Annotated in this window: 18 protein-coding genes; 4 read left to right on the forward strand and 14 right to left on the reverse strand. The window is 71.1% G+C overall.

What is annotated here, in order from left to right; translation table 11 throughout:
• Positions 1-14 precede the first annotated feature (14 nt).
• A complete protein-coding gene (locus OG226_RS19230) occupies positions 15-599 on the forward strand; it encodes a sigma-70 family RNA polymerase sigma factor (protein WP_328679424.1) in 585 nt (194 codons plus the stop codon).
• Here OG226_RS19230 and OG226_RS19235 read toward each other — a convergent pair whose 3' ends face one another.
• A complete protein-coding gene (locus OG226_RS19235) occupies positions 600-3,461 on the reverse strand; it encodes an AfsR/SARP family transcriptional regulator (protein WP_329349564.1) in 2,862 nt (953 codons plus the stop codon).
• Between the two features lie 307 nt (positions 3,462-3,768).
• Between OG226_RS19235 and OG226_RS19240 the strand changes: the two genes are divergently transcribed.
• From OG226_RS19240 to OG226_RS19250, 3 genes are all read left to right on the forward strand, one after another.
• Positions 3,769-4,272, forward strand: a complete 504-nt coding sequence (locus OG226_RS19240; RefSeq protein ID WP_327407097.1) for an RNA polymerase sigma factor — start codon at positions 3,769-3,771, stop codon at positions 4,270-4,272.
• A gap of 63 nt (positions 4,273-4,335) precedes the next feature.
• On the forward strand, positions 4,336-4,953 hold the full coding sequence (locus OG226_RS19245) for a hypothetical protein (RefSeq protein WP_328679428.1): 618 nt from the start codon (positions 4,336-4,338) through the stop codon (positions 4,951-4,953).
• 93 nt (positions 4,954-5,046) lie between these two features.
• The gene (locus OG226_RS19250) at positions 5,047-6,600 is read left to right on the forward strand and encodes an ABC1 kinase family protein (protein ID WP_328679430.1); all 1,554 of its coding nucleotides are present in this window, start codon (positions 5,047-5,049) and stop codon (positions 6,598-6,600) included.
• A 307-nt stretch (positions 6,601-6,907) separates the two neighbouring features.
• Here OG226_RS19250 and OG226_RS19255 read toward each other — a convergent pair whose 3' ends face one another.
• The 13 genes from OG226_RS19255 to ychF form a co-directional block, all read right to left on the reverse strand.
• The gene (locus OG226_RS19255) at positions 6,908-7,387 is read right to left on the reverse strand and encodes an SRPBCC family protein (protein WP_329349565.1); all 480 of its coding nucleotides are present in this window, start codon (positions 7,385-7,387) and stop codon (positions 6,908-6,910) included.
• A complete protein-coding gene (locus tag OG226_RS19260) occupies positions 7,384-8,400 on the reverse strand; it encodes a hypothetical protein (protein ID WP_328679434.1) in 1,017 nt (338 codons plus the stop codon). The genes OG226_RS19255 and OG226_RS19260 overlap by 4 nt, the downstream gene beginning before the upstream one ends.
• Positions 8,397-9,818, reverse strand: coding sequence for a cytochrome P450 (locus OG226_RS19265; RefSeq protein WP_329349566.1), 1,422 nt, complete (start codon positions 9,816-9,818; stop codon positions 8,397-8,399). The genes OG226_RS19260 and OG226_RS19265 overlap by 4 nt, the downstream gene beginning before the upstream one ends.
• A 29-nt stretch (positions 9,819-9,847) precedes the next feature.
• Positions 9,848-10,528: a class I SAM-dependent methyltransferase gene (locus tag OG226_RS19270; protein ID WP_329349567.1), complete on the reverse strand. Its 681-nt coding sequence runs from the start codon at positions 10,526-10,528 to the stop codon at positions 9,848-9,850.
• Between the two features lie 247 nt (positions 10,529-10,775).
• Positions 10,776-12,122 carry an NAD(P)/FAD-dependent oxidoreductase gene (locus tag OG226_RS19275; RefSeq protein WP_329349568.1) on the reverse strand — a complete coding sequence of 449 codons (1,347 nt, stop codon included), beginning with the start codon at positions 12,120-12,122 and terminating at the stop codon, positions 10,776-10,778.
• Positions 12,119-12,697, reverse strand: a complete 579-nt coding sequence (locus OG226_RS19280; protein ID WP_328679442.1) for a flavin reductase family protein — start codon at positions 12,695-12,697, stop codon at positions 12,119-12,121. Before OG226_RS19280 ends, OG226_RS19275 begins: the two co-directional genes overlap by 4 nt.
• Positions 12,690-13,157, reverse strand: a complete 468-nt coding sequence (locus OG226_RS19285; RefSeq protein WP_329349569.1) for a type II toxin-antitoxin system RatA family toxin — start codon at positions 13,155-13,157, stop codon at positions 12,690-12,692. Before OG226_RS19285 ends, OG226_RS19280 begins: the two co-directional genes overlap by 8 nt.
• 133 nt (positions 13,158-13,290) lie before the next feature.
• Positions 13,291-14,466: an aspartate aminotransferase family protein gene (locus OG226_RS19290; RefSeq protein WP_443067002.1), complete on the reverse strand. Its 1,176-nt coding sequence runs from the start codon at positions 14,464-14,466 to the stop codon at positions 13,291-13,293.
• Positions 14,467-15,320: 854 nt separating this feature from the next.
• Entirely contained in the window at positions 15,321-16,430 is a 1,110-nt protein-coding gene (locus OG226_RS19295; protein WP_329349571.1) for an SDR family oxidoreductase, read from the reverse strand.
• Between the two features lie 363 nt (positions 16,431-16,793).
• Positions 16,794-17,924 carry an acyl-CoA dehydrogenase family protein gene (locus tag OG226_RS19300; protein ID WP_328679447.1) on the reverse strand — a complete coding sequence of 377 codons (1,131 nt, stop codon included), beginning with the start codon at positions 17,922-17,924 and terminating at the stop codon, positions 16,794-16,796.
• Positions 17,925-18,323: 399 nt separating this feature from the next.
• Entirely contained in the window at positions 18,324-19,295 is a 972-nt protein-coding gene (locus OG226_RS19305) for a bifunctional lysylphosphatidylglycerol flippase/synthetase MprF (protein ID WP_328679450.1), read from the reverse strand.
• Positions 19,279-19,773, reverse strand: a complete 495-nt coding sequence (locus tag OG226_RS19310) for a hypothetical protein (RefSeq protein WP_329349572.1) — start codon at positions 19,771-19,773, stop codon at positions 19,279-19,281. Before OG226_RS19310 ends, OG226_RS19305 begins: the two co-directional genes overlap by 17 nt.
• A gap of 259 nt (positions 19,774-20,032) precedes the next feature.
• Positions 20,033-21,121, reverse strand: coding sequence for a redox-regulated ATPase YchF (gene ychF / locus OG226_RS19315; protein WP_328679453.1), 1,089 nt, complete (start codon positions 21,119-21,121; stop codon positions 20,033-20,035).
• Between the last annotated feature and the right edge of the window lie 66 nt (positions 21,122-21,187).

Raw genomic sequence — 21,187 nt, forward strand, 5'->3', positions numbered from 1 at the left:
GCAGGAGCACTTCCATGAACGTGACGGCCATCGGATCGGCGAGCGCGGTCTCGCCCGAGGAACAGGCGCTGCGCGACCTCTACTTGGAACACGGCCCCGCCCTCTACGCGTACGTGCTGCGCATGCTGGACGGGGACACGCACCGCGCGGAGGACGTCCTCCAGGAGACGCTGCTGCGCTGCTGGAACAACGGGAACCTGACCGACGACGAGGGAATGGCCGTACGCCCCTGGATGTTCCGGGTCGCCCGCAACCTCGTCATCGACGCGCACCGCACCCGGCTGGCGCGCCCGCTGGAGATCAGCGGCACCACCTGGCTGGGCGACATGTGCGCCGAGGTGGACGACATCGAACGGATGCTGTCGTCCATGGTGCTGCACAAGGCCCTGCAGATGCTCACGCCCGCGCACCGCGAGGTGCTCCGGGCGACGTTCTTCGCGGACCGCACCACCCAGCAGGCGGCGGACGACCTGGGGATTCCGCGGGGCACCGTGAAGTCCCGCGTGTACTACGCCCTGCGCAGCCTGCGGCTGGCCCTGCGGGAACACGGGATCGTGGTGGAGGACGTGCGGGAGGACGCGCCGGACGTGGCCTGCTGATCAGCCGAGCAGCGTCCCGCGCACGTCCTCGGCGTCCGGGTGGCCGATCTCCTCCAGCAGCGCGAGTGCCGACCGCAGCGCCTCGCGGGCCGCGTCCCGGTCGCCGGTGGCGCCATGGGCGTCGGCGAGGTGACGCAGGACGTCGGCTTCGAGATAGCGGTCGCCGATCGTGGCGAACAGCCGCGCCGACCGCTCGAACTGCCCGATCGCCTCGGGGTATTGGCCGAGGTGGTGATAGGCGTAACCGAGGGTGTCCCGCGTAGAGGCCGCTCCGTAGGGGTCGCCCGTCTCGTCGTAGAGGAGAAGGCTCTCCCGACAGCGGTCGAGGGCTGTGGCGTGGTCGCCGATCAGGATGTACGTCCAGGCGACCTGGTTGAGCACACCGGCTTCGCCGTTGAGGTCGCCCTCGGCCCGGAACAGATCGCGGGCCTGTGCGTAGTGGTCGACGGCGGCGGCGCGCCGGTCCGTCCGGTTGCCCAGGTAGGCGAGGGCACGATGGACCCGGGCCCGGCCGAGCGGGTCGCCGACGGCACGGAACAGGTCCAGCGCGCGTTCGAGGGATTCCGACGCGGGCTGGGCGTGGTGGAGTTGGGCGTGGGCCATGCCCAGGCCGCACAGGGAATAGGCCTGGCCGAGGGGATCGCCGAGCTTCTGTGCCGCGCCCAGCGCCGCGCTGTTGATCTCCACGAGGTCGTGCCAGAAACCGAGCCGGTTGAAGTAGACGTCCAAGTTCGCGGCGGTGCGCCAGGCGTGTTCGTCGTAGCCGTGGGCGGCGGCGTGTTGGACGATCGCGCGCAGGACGTACCGCTCCGTGCGCAGCCAGGCGGTGGCCCGCGCCCGGTCCTCGAACCGCAGGGGCTCGCTGCCCGTCGTGCCCGGCGGCAGGGCGATCGTCTCGCGGAACGGGTCCAGGACCGACGAGGCGTTGTGGGCGGTGCGCAGGAAGTGGTCGTGCATCCTCGACAGGGCCGCGCCGCGGGCGCTCTCGCTGTCCTCGGCATCGGCGAGTTCGCCGGCGTAGGCGCGCAGCAGGTCGTGGAGGACGAACCGGCCGGGGGCCCGTTCGATGAGCAGGCTCGCCCCGGTGAGTTCGGTCAGCAGGGCGCGGACCTCCCGTGGTGGCGCGCCGGTCAGCGCGGTGGCCGCGGCGGTGCTGATGTCGGGGCCGGGATGCGGGGCGAGCCGGCGGAAGAGTCCGGCCGCCCCGGGCGAGAGTGCCCGGTACGACCAGGAGAACACGGCACGGGCGTCGGTCCCGGCGTCGTCGCCGACGAACGCGTCGAGGCTGCCGTGGTGGTACCGGAGTTCCTCGACGACGTCGGCGAGCCGGAACCCGGGGTGGTGGGCGGCGCGGGCCGCCACGATGGCCAGGGCCAGCGGCAGCCGCGCGCACAGATCGGCGATCGCGGCGACGGCCTCCGGTTCGGCGTCGACGCGGGCGCGGCCCAGCCGCCGGGTCAGCAGTCCGTACGCTTCCCCGGCGCTCAGCAGATCCAGCGTGAGCGGGTGCGCCCCGTGCCCCGCGACCAGGCCGCCGAGCCGGCTGCGGCTGGTGACGACGACGAGGCTGCCGGGTGTGCCGGGCAGTAGCGGCCGTACCTGCCCGGCGTCACCGGCGTTGTCCAGCACGATCAGCACGCGCCGGTCGGCGAGGACACTGCGGTAGAGGGCGGCCCGCGCGTCGAGTCCCTCCGGGACGTCCTGCGGGGCCACGCCGAGCGCCACGAGGAACATCTCGATCGCCGAGCCGGGAAGCATCCGGGAGCCGTGCGGGTCGTAGCCGCGGAGGTTGACGTAGAGGCTGCCGTCGGGGAAGCGGTGGGCTATCCGGTGGGCCCAGTGCACGGCGAGCGTGGTCTTGCCGGTCCCCGCCATGCCGTCGACGACGGCGATGACCGCGGTGCCGGGCGGGCCGTCGCCCTCGGGCAACAGGGCGGCGACATGGTCGAGTTCGGTCCGGCGACCGGTGAACAGGGGCAGGTCGGCGGGGAGTTGGGCGGGGCCCACGGCGCTGGTCCGGCGGGCCGGCGGACCGGGCGGGGGGTGGGTGTCACCGGTCGGTCCGTGGAGCGTCGGCCCGGCGAGCCCGGGGTCCCCGGCCAGCAGCCGTGCGTGGACGGCGCGTAAGGACGGGCCGGGCTCGATGCCCAGTTCGTCGACCAGCGTGCGGCGCGTCCTCGCGTAGGCCTCCAGTGCCTCGGCCTGCCGCCCGCACCGGTAGAGAGCGGTCAGCAGCAGCTCGCTCACGGCCTCGCGCAGCGGATGCGCGTCGCGCAGCGCCAGCAGTTCCGCCACCACCGTCTCGTGCCGGCCCAGCTCCAACTCCAGGGACAGCCCCAACTCCACGGCGCCCAGCCGCCGTTCGGCCAGATCGGTCCGCGCGACCTCGGCGTACGGCCCCGGCACGCCGCCCAGTGCCGCACCGCCCCAGGCGGCCAGCACGGTACGCAGCGACCGGACCGCGCCGGCCCTGTCACCGGCGGCCCGGCCGAGCTCCGCCCGCGCCACCGCCTCCTCGAACTCGGCCAGGTCGCTGGAGACCCGGTCGGTACGCAGGGCGTATCCGTCCCCGATGGAGACCAGGAGTCCGGACGGCCGCCCCGGCGTCCGCTCGGGCTCGAACAGCTTGCGCAGGCGGGAGACGTAGGTGCGCACCACCGCGACAGCACCCTGAGGCGGCCGCGCGCCCCAGACCCCGTCCACGAGATCGGCCACACCGACCGCCTGCCCCCGGCTCAGCAGCAGCGTCGCCAGCACGGCACGCTGCTGCGGGGAGCCGAGCGCCAGTTCGGCGGGACCCCGCCAGGCACGCAGCGGGCCGAGCAGGGAGAACCGGAGGGTCTCTGGTCCACTTTCCTCCACGGTCCAGGACAGTAGCGGCCGAGCTGCCGACCGTCAGGCGAAGCGGCGATTCCGGCCGACCGCAGCGAACCGTGGATCAACCGAACCGAAGATACTGTTATCCCTTCTCATTTTCTCATTCAAACGAAGGAAGGGCGTGATGCGCGGGTTAACCACCTCCCCCCAGGGCAGAAAGCGGGTGCTTCCAGCAGATAATGAAAAGGAAGGGCGAGGGGGTGGAAAGAGTGGAGGGGATTTTCGTCGCATGAGGGTGTGCGTGAACCCAATCGCCGGGAACATTTCTTTCGTTCGATCATTGGTGATGCGCATGCACTTATGCCGCGATTCCTTCTGGACTGAAGTCCTTCAGCATCGCGAGCGCCTCCTGCGTCTGGTGCGCCGCCGACTGCCCAATCCGCATGACGCCGAGGACTGCGTCCAGGAGGCCATGCTGCGGGCGGCGACCCACCGCGACCTGGACCGCGACCGGCTCGGGGCGTTCCTGACCACGGTCGCCATGCGACTGTGCATCGACAGCTACCGGGAACGGGAGCGCTGGCAGCGGCTGTTGCTGCGCATCACCGACGGGGAGCCGGAGATGCTGGAGGAAGCCGTCTGCGACCAGGAATTCGGTCGCTGGCTGCTCCGGCAGGCCGGCCAGCTCCGCGGCCGTGAGCGGCAGGTGATGCTCGCGCGGGCCGACGGGATCTCCATCGTCGAGTTCGCCCGCATCAACCAGATCTCCGTAAAGGCCGCCGAGGGTGCTTTCACACGTGGCAGAGCGAGGCTCCGGCACATGTGCACCCAGTCCCTGGGCGAATCCTGCGGATGACCGAAAAAAGGTTGGGCATCCTGGCGAATTCCATGATGCCCCTAGGGAAGGACACCCGAAAAAGTGGCTGACAAACCGAGCACCCAGGACACCATCAAGAACTTACTCGGCGACATCGCCGACAGTTCCAACAAGGCGTTCAACGATTTCCTCGACCCGCCGAACAAGTCCAGGAAGTCCGACTATCCGGACTGGTTCGGCTCCGGCAATCCGATGGCGGCCCTCGCCGGGACGCCCCTCGGGGCACTGCAGGCGATGGCGGCGTTCGGCGGCGGTGGCATGAACCCCCTGGCCGCACTCGCCGGCGCCAACCCGCTCGCCCTCCTGGCGGGCGCCTCCTCGGACCGGAACTCCGGTCCGGTGAACCCCCTGGCCGCACTCGCGAACGCCAACCCGCTCGCCGTCCTGGCGGGCGCGAATCCGGCGGCGGCGGCCCTCGCCGGGCTGGCCGGCTCGTCCAACTCCGCCAATCCGCTCGCGGCCGTAGGACAACTCGCCGGTGCGGCGGCGGGTCTGCCCGGTGCCGTGGGCGGTCTCGGCGGGCTGGCCGAATCCCTGGCGACCCTGCCCCAGCAGATCGCCAGGCTGACCGACCTGCTCGCCACGCTGGTCAGTTCCCTCGACGCGATCAGTGATGTCGCGGCGAGTGCCGGAGTCCGTCCGCCGGCCAAGAAGGGCTGACCGACGCCGCCCCGGCACAAGGCCGTTGACCCGCGGTCCGTGCCCGGTGCGCCGGGCCGGCTTCCGCAGAACCCTTAGGAGGGAACCCGCGTCGTGAGGACCTTGATCGGCGACCGGCTCCGGCTGGTCGTGAAGGTGCTGGGCAGTCTGATCGCCGACGAGGTCGGTCACACGGCGCGGGAACGCGGGAGATCCAAGGGGAACGGCCGGTCCCCGGCGGAGGATGAGGAATCCGCCGCCGGGGACGCCCGACGACGCGCAAGAGCCGTACGAAAAGCGCTGGAGAGCCTGGGCCCGTTCTATGTGAAGCTCGGTCAGATCCTGTCCACGCGGCCTGACATGGTGCCGCCGTCGATGATCGCCGAGTTCCAGAACCTGCACGACCAGGTCGACGTGCAGCCGTTCTCCCTGTTCGAGCCGGTCCTGGAGAAGGATCTCGGCCCCGACTGGAAACTCAGGTTCGACGACATCGACACCACCAAGCCCCTGGGCGCGGCGTCGCTGGCCCAGGTCTACCGGGTGACCCTGCCCGGGGGCCGGGAGGCCGTGGTGAAGATCCAGCGGCCGGAGATCCGCGAGGCGGTACGGGCCGACATGGCCCTGCTGCGCCGGGCCTCCCGCATCGTGGCCCGGGCGGCACCGCGGTTCAACGAGGTCATCGACGTCGAGGCGATGCTGGGCTCGATCTTCGACGCCATGGAACCCGAACTGGACTTCACCGGCGAGGCCCGCAACATGGAGGAGGGCCGGGAGGCCGCCCGCGCCTTCAGCACCCTGGCCGTCCCCGAGGTCCTCCTCGCCACACCCCGGGTGCTGGTGCAGTCGATGGCTCCGGGCATGTCGGTACGGCATCTGGACCCCAGGTCGTTCAGCGACAGCGAGCGCACCGACATCGGCAAGGACCTGCTGCGGTTCATGTACCGCGGGTACTTCGTGCAGCGGACCTTCCACGCGGACCCGCACGCGGGCAATGTCTTCGCGCTGCCCGGCGGCCCCGCGACCCTGATCGACTGGGGCATGGTGGGACGCCTGGACAAGCGGACCAGCCTCCAACTGCTGCCGCTGCTCATGGCGTTGGCGCAGAACGACGGACACGGGCTGGCCCGCGCCTGGGCCGACATGGGGAAGCTCACCGCCTGGGCGAACCTGCCGGCGTTCGCCGCCGACATGGCGGCGCTGGTCCCCAAGATCTCCAGCGCCTCGCTGGGCGAGCTGAACTTCGGCGTCTCGCTCACCACGGTGCTGGAGAAGGCCACCAAGCGGGGCATCGGCTCCGCGCCCTCGATCTCGCTGCTGGGGAAGTCCTTCGCCAACCTCGAAGGCTCGGTGCGCTGCCTGGCGCCCGAGCTGTCGCTGGCGGAGATCTTCAAGGGCGAGGTCCGCGGCATCGTGATGTCCCTGCTGGGCGAGTTCATCTCGCTGGAGCAGCTGGGCCGTACGGCGATGGACCTGATGGTCACGGCCACCACCAGCCCCGAGCAGCTGCGCGGACTGCTGGCCGACGCGTCCAACCGGCGGTTCGCGCTCCAGGTCCACCACCCGAGGACGCCGGCCGCCCTGGGAGGCGAACGCGGCTCCTCCTACGCGGGGTTGATCGCCCTGGGCGCCATGGCGCTCCTGCTGGACCACCGCCGCAGGTCCCGCTGACACGTCCGGCTCCCGCCGCACCCCCAGCCGCGACCACCCGACAGCAACCCACCTCGGACGTCCCCCGGACTCCCGCCTCGCCCGCCCGCCGGACTCCCGCCTCAGGCATCCTCCAGGCCCCCGCCACAGCCTCCCGCCGAACTCCCGCCTCAGGCATCCTCCAGACCCCCGCCACGACCACCCGCCGGACCCCCGCCTCAGGCACCCTCCAGACCCCCGCCACAGCCGCCCGCCGGACCCCCGCCTCAGGCACCCTCCAGACCCCCGCCACAACCACCCGCGAGAAACCCGGCCCCAAGCTCCCGTCTCAGTCGTCCTCCAGAGCTGTCCGGAGTGCGGCCAGTGTCGCCCGCATCGTCGCGCGGTTGCGCTCGCGGCGCCGGACCACGCCGGTGACCGCCGGGCTGACGGCGGTGAGCAGTCGTCCGGCGATCGCCGACCGCAGGTCGAGCCACTCCTCCGTCACCTCGCATCCCCCGGGCACCTCCCTGAAGCGGTACGTCCACTGGGACAGGGCGACCCCCAGGAAGCTGACCTTGAAGGCGAAGCAGCTTCCCGGCCGGGCGGAGACCACGGTGCACAGGGTGGCCCAGGGCAGCCACGAGGCGCGGTTGAGTCCCACGAAGCGGGTTCCCACGCGTACGGCGCCCGCATCGCCCAGTACGCGGGCGCCGCGGACCTCCGGACTCCACTGCCCCATGCGCGTGACGTCGCTGACGGCGGCGTACGCCGTGTCCGGCGGCACCCGGACCGTGACGCGCTCGCTGAGCGGCACCGGGCCGCTCACGCGCGGATGGTGATGCCGTGCTCACGGTCGTCCGTGAGGATCTCCATCAGGGCGCGGCTGTCGGTCTTGAGCGCGGTGCGCTTGCCGGTGACCCGGTTGGCGATCTCGACCGTGCAGGAGCCGATCTTCGTGTTGAGGCAGTGTTTGATCCCACCGGGCGGGTTGTAGTAGTTGAGGCCCACGAACCGTTCCTTGGGTGCGGTCATCCGGCCGCGGATGTCGACGGTGCCGTCGGACGTGGCGAAGTCCCAGTAGAAGTAGCCGAAGTCGGCCTTGGCGGTGAGCGCCTGGCGCAGGGACACGAGCGAGTACTCGCGGTCGTCGTGGCGCAGGACGAGGAAGGTGACCTGCGGGATGTGCACGGGACCGAGCTTGGCGCGGGCCGTGACGACCTCCAGGAAGCTGTCGGGCTCCCCGTCGAAGCCCGCGACCTGCCCGAAGGCGTAGTGGTCGGTGTGCCGGCTGCCCCAGTTGTGGTTCTGGCTGCCCGTCCAGCCGTCGATGTCGATCTCCTCGCCGTTGACGTCCAGGCTGCCGCTGTACCGGGCGAGCGGCGTGCCGACCAGGCTCTTGGCCTTGGGGAACCCGCCCGTGTACATCCTCGGCGGCAGCAGGAACAGCGGCGGCTGGTCCCCGGTGTACGTCAGGTCCCAGCCGATCCGGCCGTCCGGTCCCCGCGCCTCGCCCTTGAGGCCGCCGGGTTCCAGCACGCGGTCGCCGACCCGGGCGCCGAACGAGTCGGTGCTGAAGTGGCAGTCGGCGATGGGGTGTTCCTCCTTGGCCACCACATGCTGACCGGTCACCCCGTCGAACCAGATCGCCCACAGCTCGCCGATGGCCGCCTCCGGCATGTCCGCGGGGCTGAACACGGTGTAGCGGATCCAGAACGCGCGGGGTTCCGTGGGGTGGTTGCCCCGCTGGTAGAAGCTCTCGTAGTGACCGGCCCGCTGGCCCGGCCGGTAGCGGGTCCGGTTGATGTGCTCGGGGTCGAGGAGCGAGGCGTCGGCGTTCATGAGGTCCGTTCTCCGGCGACATGGGCGGTGCGTGCGGCCGAGGGCGTCCGCTGATGCATCGTCATCAGCATTCCGTACCGAGGCCGCAGCGTGATGGTGGCGTGGTTCACCACCCGGTGAGAGGGAACATGGCGGAACTCCCAGCGGCGTACCAGGGCGCACAGCAGCAGATGGGCCTCCATGAGCGCGAAGTGCTTCCCGATGCAGAGGTGCGGCCCCGCGCCGAACGGCAGATACGCGAAGCGATGGCGCCCCTTGCCGGTCTCCGGCAGGAAGCGGTCCGGGTCGAAGCGCTCGGGGTCGGGCCAGTGCCGCGGGTGCCGGTGGATGTCGTACAGGTTCACCAGGACGCGTGACCCGGCCGGCACCCGGTAGCCGCCCAGTTCGGTGTCCCGCAGCACCAGCCGGGGCAGGATCGGCGCCGACGGGTAGAGCCGCAGGGCCTCTTCGAAGACCCGCAGGGTGTACGGCATCGCGGCCAGGTCGTCCGGGGTGGGCAGTTCTTCGTTCCCCAGGACACCGTCCACCTCGCGCTGGACCCGCTCCAGCGCCTCGCGGTGCCGGGAGAGCAGGTAGAAGGCCCAGGTGAGGGTGATCGCGGTGGTCTCGTGGCCGGCGGCGAAGGTGGTGATGACCTCGTCCCGCAGCTCCCGGTCGGTCATGCCCTGGCCGGTGTCGGCGTCGCGGGCGGCCAGCAGCATGTCGAGGAGGTCTCCGCTGCCGGTGGGGGCGTCGGGCTGCCGGCGTTCCGCGATGATCCGGTGGATGAGGTCGTCGAGTCCCCGCATGACCTCGTGGAAGCGGCGGTTGCGGGGGGTCGGCCAGGAGGTCGGCGGGCTCAGCGGGTTCTGCAGCCGGTCGAAGGCGTAGTTGATCGCCACGTCCACCGCGTCCGGTCCGAGACCGGCCAGGGTGCGGCTCACGTCGGTGCTGAACATGCAGCGGCTGACGATGTCGAGGGTGACCCGCATCATCTCCGTGTGCAGGTCCACCACCGCGCCCGTCCGGTAGCGGTCCGCCATGTGCGCGATCTGCTCGGCCGCCGAGACGCCCATCGTCGCGAACATGCCCGCGAGCGCCTGCTTGGTGTAGATCGGCTGCATCATCCGCCGGTTGCGCAGCCAGCTCTTGTGGTCGTCGCTGGTCAGCAGCCCCTCACCGAGGACGAGCCGCAGCGGGTTGTCCGGCCCGAGCTTGCCGAACCGGCCGGTGTCGGTCAGCACCTCGGCGGCCAGCTCCGGACTGGACACCCCGTGCACCGCGACCGGCCCGAGCCGGTACTGGACCAGGTCGCCGTGGGCGGTACGCCCCCGGTGCATGGCCTGGAGGATGTCCCGCCGGAAGTCCAGCACGCTGCCGAGCAACGGCAGTCCGGCGGCCCTGGGCGCACCCCCCACACCATCACGTACATCAGTCATCGCCATCACCATCGCCATCACCATCGCCATCACTTCCGCGCCAGCGCGCAGACCCAGCCCAGCGAACGGCGCGGCTCCGCCACGAACCGGGCGTCCTGGAACCCCGCCTTGGTGAGCCGGTCCACCAGGTCGTCCCCGGAGAGGATGTGCAGCCCCGCCCGCTGCGAGCGCTCGGTGAAGCGCCGGCCGAAGAACCGCTGCGTCAGTGACGGATCGTCGGCGGCCTCCCGGCTCATCTCCAGCGTGACGGCCACCTGCCCGCCCGGTTTGAGCACCCGGTACGCCTCGGCGAGGCCGCCCAGGGGATCCGGCCAGAAGTAGAAGGTCTCGATCGCGCAGACCTGGTCGAACGACGAGTCCTCGTACGGCAGTTGGGAGCAGTCCCCGTGCCGGATCTCGACCCGGCCGCGCGCGACGGCCGGCAGATTGCGCCCTACGGCCTGCTCGACCATCTCCATCGAGTAGTCCACCCCGGCGACGAACCCCTGAGCGGCCCGCCCCGACAGCAGCTTCACCGCCATGCCCCCGCCGCACCCGACGTCCAGCACCCGCTGACGGCCGCGCACGTCCATGTGCTCGATCGTCCACGCGGTGAGACTCCGGTGCTGCACCGCCATCAGGTTCCCGAAGAACCGCCCGGCTCGCCCGGTCGGCCTGCGGAAGTTCTCCTCCATGAGCTCCAACGGCCTTGCCAGCAGTGTGCCGATCATTGGTGTTCCTTTCCCGGTGAGCCCGGCGTCCGTGTGGTGGTACGGCAGTCGAAGAGAAGTCGGACGAATGGTCTACGACACGGAAGCTCTACGGCGGCTCCTCACCCCCGAGGCCCGAGCGCGGGCCCCGCCGCACGACGGGCGGTACGGTCCAGCGCGGCCAAGTGGGCCCGCAGGAGCGGCCGGCGGTCCATGTGGTGGTACGGCAGTCCCGGAAGAAGCCGGACAGACGGTCCACAACGGCTCCTCACCCCCGAGGCCCGAGCGCGGGCCCCGCCGCACGACGGGCGGTACGGTCCAGCGCGGCCAGGTGGGCCCGCAGGAGCGGGCGGGCCGGTCCCGACACCGGTAGCCGGGGTGCGCGGGAGCGGTGCCAGGGCAGCGGCTCGCCGGTGTCCCCGTCACCGAGCAGGGCCGCGGCGAGGTGGGAGCCGTGCGCCACCGACATCGCGAGACCGTGCCCGTTGCAGCCGCCCGCGTACCAGACACCGGGCCGCCCCCGGACCGGCCCCACCACGGGCAGGCCGTCCGCCGTCACCCCGATCCCGCCCGCCCAGCGGTGCGTGACCTCCACCCCGGCCAACGCCGGGTGCAGCGCCCGCAACCACTGCTCCAGCCGGTGGAACGCGAACACCCGCAGCACGGCCCTGCGGCGGGGCCCGATCCCGTCCGGACACAGGGCGGTACCGCCCCCGACCACCAACCGTCCGTCCGCGGTGAGGCGGAAGTACGGGGCCAGCGGCACCGCGTCGATCACCGCCAAGCCACCGTGCCCGAGGAGCGCACGCGCCTCGTGGCCCAGCGGCTCGGTCGCCACCGCGTGCACCTCAAGCCCGAGCACCGTGCCCACCGGCAGCCCGAGCCCGGCCACCCCGGCGTTCACCGCCAGCACCGACTTCGGCGCCCGCAACGTGCCGTGCGGGAAGACCAGTTCGGGCCGCTGCCCGTCCCCGCCGCGCACCTCCCGCAGCGAGCTGCCGCCGTAGAGCCGTACTCCCTTGGCCACGCAGGCCCGGGCCAGCGCCGCCGTCAGCGCGGCCGGGTCGAGGGTGGCGGTGTGCCGGTGGAGCAGACCCGCGTGGTAGGGCATGTCGACCCGGCGCCGGATGTCGGCGGCGCAGAGGACGGGCACCTCCAGGTCCAGGGCGCGGTAGGCGGCGGCCTGTCGCGCCAGGGACACCAGCCCGGCACGGGAGCGCGCCGCGACGATCTGCTCCCCGTCCGCGCAGGGCACACCGAGCCGGTCGCACAGCTCCACGACATGTCGTACGGCCTCGACGCTGGCCCGGTGCATCCGGCGGGCGACGGCGGGCCCGTGCCGCCGCACCGCCCGGTCGACCGGCGGCCCCACCCGCGGCCCCAGCAGCCCGGTGCCCCGCCCACTGGCACCGGCCGCCGGCCGCCGCGCGTCCACCACCACGATGTCCAGGGAGGGTTGGCGTTCCGCCAGGTGATAGGCGGTGGACAGTCCTACGAGTCCCGCGCCCACCACCGCGACATCGGCACCGATCCGGCCGCACACGCTGGACAGCGGGTCCGTGCCGGCCGGGTCCCCGGGTTCCCAGCAGGGAGTACCCGGCGCGAACAGGGTCACCGGGACACCCCTTCCCCGGCCCCGGCACCGGACAGCGACCCGAACCTCCGGTCGTGCCAGAGCAACGGCCGCCCCGACGCCACCTGCACCACGGCCACCCGTCCCACCACGGCGCTGTGGTCGCCGTAGCGGCGGATGTCCTCGACCAGGCAGACCGACCAGCCGAGCGCGTCGCCGAAGACGGGTGCTCCCAGGACCGGACGGAGCGGGATCTCGCGGAACCGCTCGCCCGGTGAGACGGCCGGATCCGCGAAGCGGGCGGCCCGCGAACGCTGGTTGTCCCGGAGCAGGTTGACCGCGAAGACGCCCTGGCCGCCGATCGCCGACAGGGTGTGGGAGCCGTTGCGCAGGCAGGCGAGGAGGAGGGGCGGGCGGGCCGAGAGCGAGGTGAGGGAGGAGACGGTCATCCCGGTGGGCCGCCCGTCCCCGCCCTGGGTGGTGACCACGGTGACGCCGGAGGCGAGTTTCGCGTACAGGCGCAGGCAGTGCTCGGTGTCCGGGCCGGGTTCGTCCCGCAATGGTTCGCCCGGGTCCGGCGGCCGGGCCAGGGCGAGGTTCAGGGCGAGGTCAGCCATGCGCGGCGTCCGCGAGATTGGTTGGTGACACCGTGCCGAGCAGACCCTGGAGGATCTTCTCGATGTTCGTACGTAACGTCGACTCGGCCACCGGGTCGAGGATCTCGGCCAGCGTGGGGATCCCCAGGTCGAACGAGGCCCGGAAGGTGACGGTGGTGCCGTCCGGGTGCGCCGCGCAGGCCCAACTGCCCTCAAAGGTCTCGAAGTCGCCGCTGAGCTGCTCGAACGCGATGGAGCGGGTGGCCGGCGAGAAGGTGTCGCGTTCCGTCCAGCGCATCAGCCCGTTGCGGAAGGCGACCGTCCACGCGGAGACCACGGAACCGTCCGGTCGCGGCGGCTGCACCTCCACCGCGCGGACCGTGGTGGTGAGTTCGGGGTACCGGCTGAAGTCGCTGATCCTCCGGTAGGCGTGCTCGGGGTCGATGCCCTGGGCTGTCATCCGGACTGTCACATGGCGCATGGGGTTCGTCCTCACTGGCGTGGGCGGGCTGTCGTGACCGGCGTGTATGTGTGTGGGGGGGGCTGTCATGACCGGCATGGGAGGGGCGTCGTGCTTGATGTGTCCTGACCGGTCAGGGGTGCGTCCTGACCGGTCAGGCGAGGCGGGTGTGCACGGCCCGCAGGGCTTCGACGAGGGCGTCCAGGAAGAGCTGGACCTCGTCGGCGTCGGCGATCGCCGGGGGCGTCAGCCGCAGAACCCGCGTGGAGTTGAGCGAGTGGTTGACCAGGACCCCGCGGCTCACCAGCTCCAGCAGCGTCTCGCCGACGGCCTGCGCCCGCGCGAACTCGATACCGATCAGCAGTCCCCTGCCACGCACCTCGTGCACGAGGCGTTCCCGGTAAGGGGCGCAGGCCTCCACAACTCCCCCCAGCAGGTGCCGGCCGAGCGTGGCGGCCCGCCCCACGATGTCCTCACGGTCGATCGTCTCCACCGCCGCCAGCGCCGCCGCACAGGCGATCGGCGAGGCGCCGAAGGTGGAGGTGTGGAGATAGGGATCGCGGGAGAACGGACGGTAAGCGTCCTTGGTCGCCACCATCGCGGCCACCGGTACGACACCGCCGCTCAACCCCTTCCCGACGAGGAGAACATCGGGCACGACACCCTCGGCGTCCACACCCCACCAGGTGCCGAGCCGCCCCAGCCCGGTCTGCACCTCGTCCACGATCAGGAAGGCGCCGTAGGCCCGACACAGCCCGGCCGCCCCCGCCAGATAACCGGGCGGCGGAATGCGCACCCCGCCCTCGCCCTGCACCGGTTCGAGGATCACGCAGGCCCGGTCGCGACGCTCACGGAGTGCCGCCTCCAGCTCGGCCAGGTCCCCGTACGCGACCTGCTCGGTATCTGGCAGCAACGGCTCAAAGGCCTGTTGGTAAAGGGAGTTGGCGGTGACGCTCAGCGCCCCCAGGGTCTTCCCGTGGTACCCGGACACAGTGGTCACCAGCGCGTTGCGCCCATGCGCACGGGCCAGCTTCAGCCCCGCTTCGGTGGCCTCGGCACCGGAGTTGACGAAGTGCACGTGGTCGAGCCCCGCCGGGGTACGAGCGGCCAGCGCGGCGGCGGCCCGCGCGGCAACGGGCTCCAGGAACACCCGGGTGGCCAACGGATGCGCGTCCAACTGCCGCTGCACGGCCTCAAGTACGGCTGGATGCCGATGCCCCAGGATGAAGACGCCGTAACCCCCGAAGTCCAGGTAACGACGCCCGTCATCGGTGGACACCCAGGCGCCCTCGGAGTACACCTCGGCCATGCCGCCGAGCACGGTACCCATGACGGCGCGGCCGGTACCGAGGTGGCGGCGGTAGAGCTCGGCCGTGTTGGGGGGTGGTGGGGTGGGGGTGGCGGTCTCTGCGGTGGGGGGAGCGGCCGTTTTCACGGTGGCTGGAGCGGCTGTATCTACGGCGGCGGGCGAAGCCACCTCTGCACCGACCGGAACGGCCACTCCTGCGAGGGCGGGAACATCCCTCTCTGCGGTGGCGAGAGCAGCCACCCTTGCGGGGGCAGAAGCCGCCACCTCTACAGCGGCGGGAGCGGCCACCCCAACGAGGGCGGGAGCAGCCATCTCCGCGGTGGCGGGAACGGCCGTCTCTGCGGGGGCTGGAGCACCCACCTCACTGGTGGCGGGAGCGGCCTTCTCCGCGGCGGCGGGAGCGGGCATCTCCACGGGGGCGTGAGCAGCCGTCCCCGCGGCGGCGGGCGGAGCCACCTCTGCACCGACCGGAACGGCCACTCCTGCGGGGGCGGGAACATCCCTCTCTGCGGTGGCGAGAGCAGCCACCCTTGCGGGGGCAGAAGCCTCCACCTCTACAGCGGCGGGAGCGGCCACCCCAACGAGGGCGGGAGCAGCCATCTCCGCGGTGGCGGGAACGGCCGTCTCTGCGGGGGCTGGAGCACCCACCTCACTGGTGGCGGGAGCGGCCATCTCTGCGCCGGCCGGAGCGGCCATCCCTACAGGGGCGGAAGCGACCGCTTCTGCGGGGGCGTGAACAGCCGTCTCTACGGCGGCGGGGGCGGCCATCTCAACGGGGGCGGGATCGGCTGCCCCTGCGGGCGCGTGAACAGCCATCTCCACGGCGGCAGGAGCGGCCACTCCTACGGTGGCGTGGGCCTCCACCTCCGCGGCGGTCATGACGCCAGCTCCGTCGGGGTCTGAGCAGCCGGTGTCTGAGTCGTCCGCGAACGGCGCAGGCCCCCTCGCCCGGTGGCCCAGCACTCCACGTTGCGCGCCAGCGCCGAACGGATCGCGGCGCGGGTCGGGGCCGTACCGCAGTGCGGGGTGCCCAGGTCGGACGCGAAGGGCAACTCCCGTTGGAAGACGAGCAACAGCTCGGCGTAGTCCTGGAGCCGGCGCCGCACCAGCGCGGGGAAGGACGGCCCCTCCAGCAGCGGAAGCAGCAGCCGGTGCACCGCTTCCACGGGGATCAGCCGCGGCGGGTGCGGGCGTTCACCGTGGTGTCCGGCGAACTCCAGGCAGATGTCGACGACCTCCCGCTGCAGAATGGCCTCGCGCCCGGCGGTCAGCCAGTACTCGCCCTGGGCGACACCGGACCTGACCAGGTCGCCCACCGCACGGGCCACCACGTCCTGCGGCACCATGTCGATCCGTGTCCCGGGCGAGCCGGGCAGCACCGGTACCTGTCCCTTGACGATCCCTCCCAACGCCCGGGTCAGCCCCTGCACCCGGGCGATCCGGCCGGTGGACGAGTCACCCATGACCAGGGACGGCCGCAGGATGACCCCGGGAACCTCGGCCGACCGTACGACTTCCTCAGCCGCCGTCTTGGAGGCGAGGTACGCCGCTGCCCCGGGAAAGCGCTCCTGCTCCTCGGGCGCGAGCGGGTTCGCCACGAAGGCGGTGCTCATGTAGAAGAAGGGCGCGTCGGCGCGGGCCGCCAGGTCGAGCATCGACCGGGTGCCGTCGAGGTTGGTGCGCCAGATGTCGGCCGGGGCCAGCCGCCAGTTGGTGGCCGCGGCGGAGTGCACCACCACGTCCACCTCGGCGGCGAGGTCCAGCCGTTGGGCGGCGGAGAGCCCCAGACCGAGGGCTCTCAGGTCCGCCGTCACCTCCCGTACCCGGGGGTCGTCCAGCGGTGCCCGGTGGCGCAGGCAGATCAGGTCGTAGTCGTCGCAGAGCTCGTCGATCAGGGCTTGGCCGAGTACGCCCGCCGCGCCGGTGAGCAGCAGAGTAGGGCGTTGGTTCCGAGGGCGGGACGGGCCGGTGGGTTCTGGCGGCATGGTTCGGAAACTCCCATCGGGTGGGGGGTGTTGGGGTGGGGTGGGAGGCGGTCGTGGGGGCGTGAGGAGTCGTGTCCGGGACCGCGACCGGGACCGCGACCGGATCCGGGGGCGGGACCGGGGTCGGATCCGGGGGCGGGGTCGGGGGCGGGACCGGGGTCGGGGTCGGGGTCTGGGTCGGGGGCGGGACCAGGGTCGGGACCGGGGTCGGGACCGGAGTCGGGACCGGAGTCGGAACCGGAGTCGGGGACAAGGTCGGGACCGGAGTCGGAACCGGAGTCGGGGACAAGGTCGGGACCGGAGTCGGAACCGGAGTCGGGGACAAGGTCGGGACCGGAGTCGGAACCGGGGCCCGGGACCGGATCAGGCGACGGTGAGCGGGCCGTCCGCCAGGTGGGCCGCCAGCGGGCCGGTCATCCTGGACCGGGCCGGCGGGTGCAGGGACAGCCCGTTGGCGCAGGCCGCGAGGTGTCCGACCTCGTCCGAGCTCATGAAGTTGAGGCCGCCGAGCAACTCCACCGCCCGCGGAACGATGCGGGCAAGGGCGTCCTGCACGCAGTACCGCACGAACAGCGAGTCGGCGAGCGTCGACTCGTCCGGGCAGCCCTCGTCGAGCCGGCGGGCAACACCCTCCGCGGCGGCCATCGCACCCTCGGCCTCCACCAGCAGCCGGACCCGCTCGGACTCGGGCACCCGCTCGTTGAGCAACACCCGCTCCACCAGCGCACTGGCGACCCCGAGATAACTCCCCGTCATCAGCAGCTCGAACCAGACCAGCCCCGCGGTCTGCAGTTCGTCCAGGCGCCCCTCCGAACCCGAGGTCCGCAGCAGCAGTTCCGGCGGTACGAGCACATCCGTGAGGGTGACTTGATCGCTCTCCGCTCCCGACAAAAAGGAACTGGACCAGAAACCGCTGACACTCACGCCCTCGCTCTCGGCAGGCACCAGCGCCACCGCCAGCTCGTCACGCGCCCCCCGCTCACCGGGTACCAGCACACTGGCGGTGAGCAGATCCATGGACCGGGCAAGGCTGCACGGCCGCTTCACCCCGCTGATCCGCACCCCGTCGGGTCCCACTGCGGCGGTCATCGACGGGGAGAGGATGCCGGCGCCAGGCCGCCCCTCGGCGAAGCCGGAGGCAACCAGGCGGTTGCCGGAGGCCACCCCTTCGACGAGCATCCACTCCAGTCCCTCGCCGTCGGTGACCAGACCGACCAGGGTGGCCATGGAGAAGTGGTGCATCGTGGTGGCCACCGCCAGGGACGGCGACCTGCTGCCCAGCGCACGCTGCACCCGCAGGGCGTCCAGCGCGCTGGCGCCCTTCCCCTTGCAGGAGACCGGCACCACAAGCCCCGGACCACCACTGTCGCGGAAGAGCCCGATACCGGGGCTGCGCGAACTCTCCAACTCCAAGAGCGGCACCGCCCGCAGACTCTCGTCGAGCCCCGGCAGCAACTTCGTCAGTACGGCGCGTTCGCGCTCCAGAAACCTCATGTGCTCCCCTGCTCCGGGACGACCCGGTCGCGCTGAACCCCGTCCGGCGGACGGGAATGACGGGTGGCGGGAATGACGGGACCGGCAGGACCGGCGGGAACAGTCGGACCAGCGGGGCCAGCCGAACTGGCAGGACGGGTCGGACGGCGGGACTCGCAGGACAGGTCAGACAGGTCAGACAGGCGAGACTGGTCGGACGGCGGAACCGGCAGGACGGGTCGAACACGCCGGACCGGCGGGACCGGCGGGACGGGTGGGACAGACAGGACCGGCCGACTCGCAGGACGGGCAGGACAGGCAGGGCTGGCCGAACAGGCGAGGCTGGTCGCCCGGCCTGCCCTACGGCACCCGGGCCTGCCGTCCAGCACCCGGGTCGGCTCTACAGCACCCGGGCCGGCCCTACAACGCCCGCGTGGCCCGCAACAACTGCCACACCGCCGAAAGCCCGGGCCGCCCCTGAAAGGCGATGTACTCGGGCAGCACCACATGGGGCGCCCATTTCCGCTTGTACTCAAGCTGCGCGGCGGCCGGGTAGATCCGCTCGCCGTGCTGGGCGAGCAACCGCACGCAACGCGTGAAAGTACGGCTCGCACACGGCAGTTCGTGCTCGTCGGAGAGACCGGTGAACGGCGTGAAGCCGAAGTGCAGCCAGCCCGCGCCGTCGGCCGACATCCGCTCCATCGCGGTCGCGTTCAGCGCCTCCATCACCCCGGGCGGAGCGTCCGGCGAACGCCGGCTGAGGTCGTGGAGCCAGCCCGGCCGGCTGCCGAACACCGGCGAGTAACTGATGTACCCGACGGCCACCCCGCCGATCCGCCCCACGAACAACCGCCGGTGCCGCTGGGCCACCCCGGTCCGCTCCCCCACCAGGAACCGCAGCTCCTTGGCCCCGCCCTTGCCCCGCAGCCAGGCCCGGTCGATCAGATCCAGTTCGCTCCGCACCTCGTCGTCGGCCACGGAGGGGGCCTCGACCACCTCAAGACCGGCGCGCCGGGCCCTGGATATCTTGTTCCGCAGCCGTACAAAGGCCGATCCGCGCAGCGTGAACCGGGCCAGGTCGACCGCGTACGACGCCCCCAGCTGATTCACCGTGAACCCGTGCGCCCCGTACAACTCGGCGTCCGCCCGCTGCAGTTGTACGGCCACCAGCCGTCGCGGCCGGGCCTGCGCGGCGAAGGCGTCCAGCAGTCCCGCACGCTGCTCCTCGGCCGCGAAGGGTCCCGCGAACTGCAGCAGGTGACGCCCCGACCGCCGATAGACGCAGGTGCCGTCGAAACGCGGATCCCGGAAGTATTCATTGCCCTGATTGAGGGCAAGAAAAGAACTCGGATTGTCACTGTGCCGGACCAGGGTCTCAAAGACGGACGGCATCGACACCCCTCCGGGACTCCTCGGAATGAATTCCGGTCGAATGCGAGTACGCCCGCTCGAATTCGACGTACGCCGGATGCGGCTCCGGTTCAAAAAGCACCCCGAACGGCTTGAGTGAATTCCCGAACAGAGCACGGTCCCCCAACAGATGCAGAGGAAGAGCGAGCAACGCCCACTCCGGCTCCACCAGCACTGCCCACACCCCGGCGACGACACCCGCGGTCACCAGGCTGTGCATGGTGTTGTACGCCACGAAGTACCACCGCGAGATACACCCACCCCGACTCCTCCGAAAGGCCAGCGCGCCGGGGAGATAACCAACGACATCGATGACGACGAAGAGGGCGACAAACACCCCCCACCGAATCTCCGAAAAATGCCACACGGCAAGCACCGCACACACGACCAGGCCACCCAGCCATTCCAAGCGCAGCAGCAGGAAGGTGGTTCTCGTCTCGAATCTGTTTTTCGCATCCATGCGCCCTCCACCCTTCACCCTTGTTTACGGGTGAAGCGAAGGAAACCCTCACAGGAAAACAAAACAGAATTAATCACTTTTACGATAAAAAGCGGAAGGCCTTCCAGTACCCGTCCACCCGTCCACCCGTCCACCCATCCAGCCCGGTGACAACGAAGAGGTCGAACTCCACGGAGTCCGACCTCTTCCGACCTCGTCCGACCTGCACGCTCGACCAGCAGTCACGCGCAGAAGCACACGGCGTAAACGACGCACACGGCTACACGTTGAACCGGAACTCCACCACGTCCCCGTCCTGCATCACATAGTCCTTGCCCTCCATACGAGCCTTCCCCTTGGCCCGTGCCTCGGCGACCGACCCCGTCTCCACCAGGTCGGCGAAGGAGATGACCTCCGCCTTGATGAAACCCTTCTGAAAGTCGGTGTGGATGACGCCGGCGGCCTCGGGGGCGGTGGCGCCCTTCTTGATGGTCCAGGCGCGGGATTCCTTGGGGCCGGCCGTGAGGTAGGTCTGGAGGCCGAGGGTGTCGAAGCCGACGCGGGCCAGGGTCGTCATGCCGGGCTCCTCGACGCCGACCGACTCCAGGAGCTCCATCGCCTCCTCCTCGTCGAGTTCGGCGAGGTCCGACTCCAGCTTGGCGTTGAGGAAGATCGCCTCGGCGGGGGCGACCAGGGCGCGCTGTTCGGTCTTGAAGTCCTCGTCCACCAGCTCGTCCTCGTCGACGTTGAAGACGTAGAGGAAGGGCTTGGTCGTCAACAGGTGCAGGTCGTGCAGGAGTTCCTCGTTGCCGGAGCCCTGGACGATGCCCTGCGAGAAGAGGGTGTCGCCCTTCTCCAGGATCTCCTGCGCCGCCTCGACCGCCGCGACCTTCGGGCCGATGTCCTTCTTGATGCGCGACTCGCGCTGGAGGCGCGGCAGGACCTTCTCGATGGTCTGCAGGTCGGCGAGGATCAGCTCGGTGTTGATCGTCTCGATGTCGTCCTTCGGCGAGACCTTGCCGTCGACGTGGACGACGTTCTCGTCCTTGAAGGCACGGATAACCTGGCAGATCGCGTCGGACTCACGGATGTTCGCGAGGAACTTGTTGCCCAGGCCCTCGCCCTCCGACGCGCCCTTCACGATGCCCGCGATGTCGACGAAGTCGACCGTCGCCGGGAGGATCTTCTGCGAGGAGAAGATCTCGGCCAGTTTCGTCAGACGCGCGTCGGGGACACCGACCACGCCGACGTTCGGCTCGATCGTGGCGAACGGGTAGTTGGCCGCCAGCACGTCGTTCTTGGTCAGGGCGTTGAACATGGTCGACTTGCCGACATTCGGCAGACCGACGATTCCGATCGTGAGCGACACGTTGCGACTTCCCGTACGTGAGTGGCGTGAGAGCAGTGGAGGGGACCGGCTGAGGCTGCGGAGACC

The sequence above is a fragment of the Streptomyces sp. NBC_01261 genome (assembly GCF_036226385.1).
Lineage (GTDB): Bacteria > Actinomycetota > Actinomycetes > Streptomycetales > Streptomycetaceae > Streptomyces.